The sequence below is a fragment of the Cupriavidus sp. SIMBA_020 genome, assembly GCF_046535395.1.
Classification (GTDB): domain Bacteria; phylum Pseudomonadota; class Gammaproteobacteria; order Burkholderiales; family Burkholderiaceae; genus Cupriavidus; species Cupriavidus campinensis.
The window spans coordinates 1-253 of sequence record NZ_JAWRWU010001170.1; the positions used below are offsets into that span (position 1 = coordinate 1).

The 253-nt window shown below is 64.0% G+C and carries 1 protein-coding gene; it reads left to right on the forward strand.

The features are described from left to right. Positions 1-253 (forward strand): transposase (locus tag SB751_RS33210; RefSeq protein WP_410749396.1); only part of this gene is annotated, 253 nt, incomplete at both ends.

A 253-nucleotide genomic window follows, 5' to 3' on the forward strand; every position in this document is an offset into this window, starting at 1 on the left:
CGTCGTGGTCAACCCAGCGCGGTCATTCTCGACGGGCGGACCCTGCAGTCGACCTGCGAGAGTGGACCTCGCGCCGGTTACGACGGCTACAAACGCAAACGCGGCAGCAAGGTCCACATGGCGGTTGATACTTTGGGGCAATTGCTTGCTGTGCATGTTACGCCGGCCAACGAACAGGAACGCGCGCAGGTCGGTGAACTGGCGCGTCAGGTTCAGCAGGCCACGGGCCAGACGGTCAAGGTGGCGTTCGCCG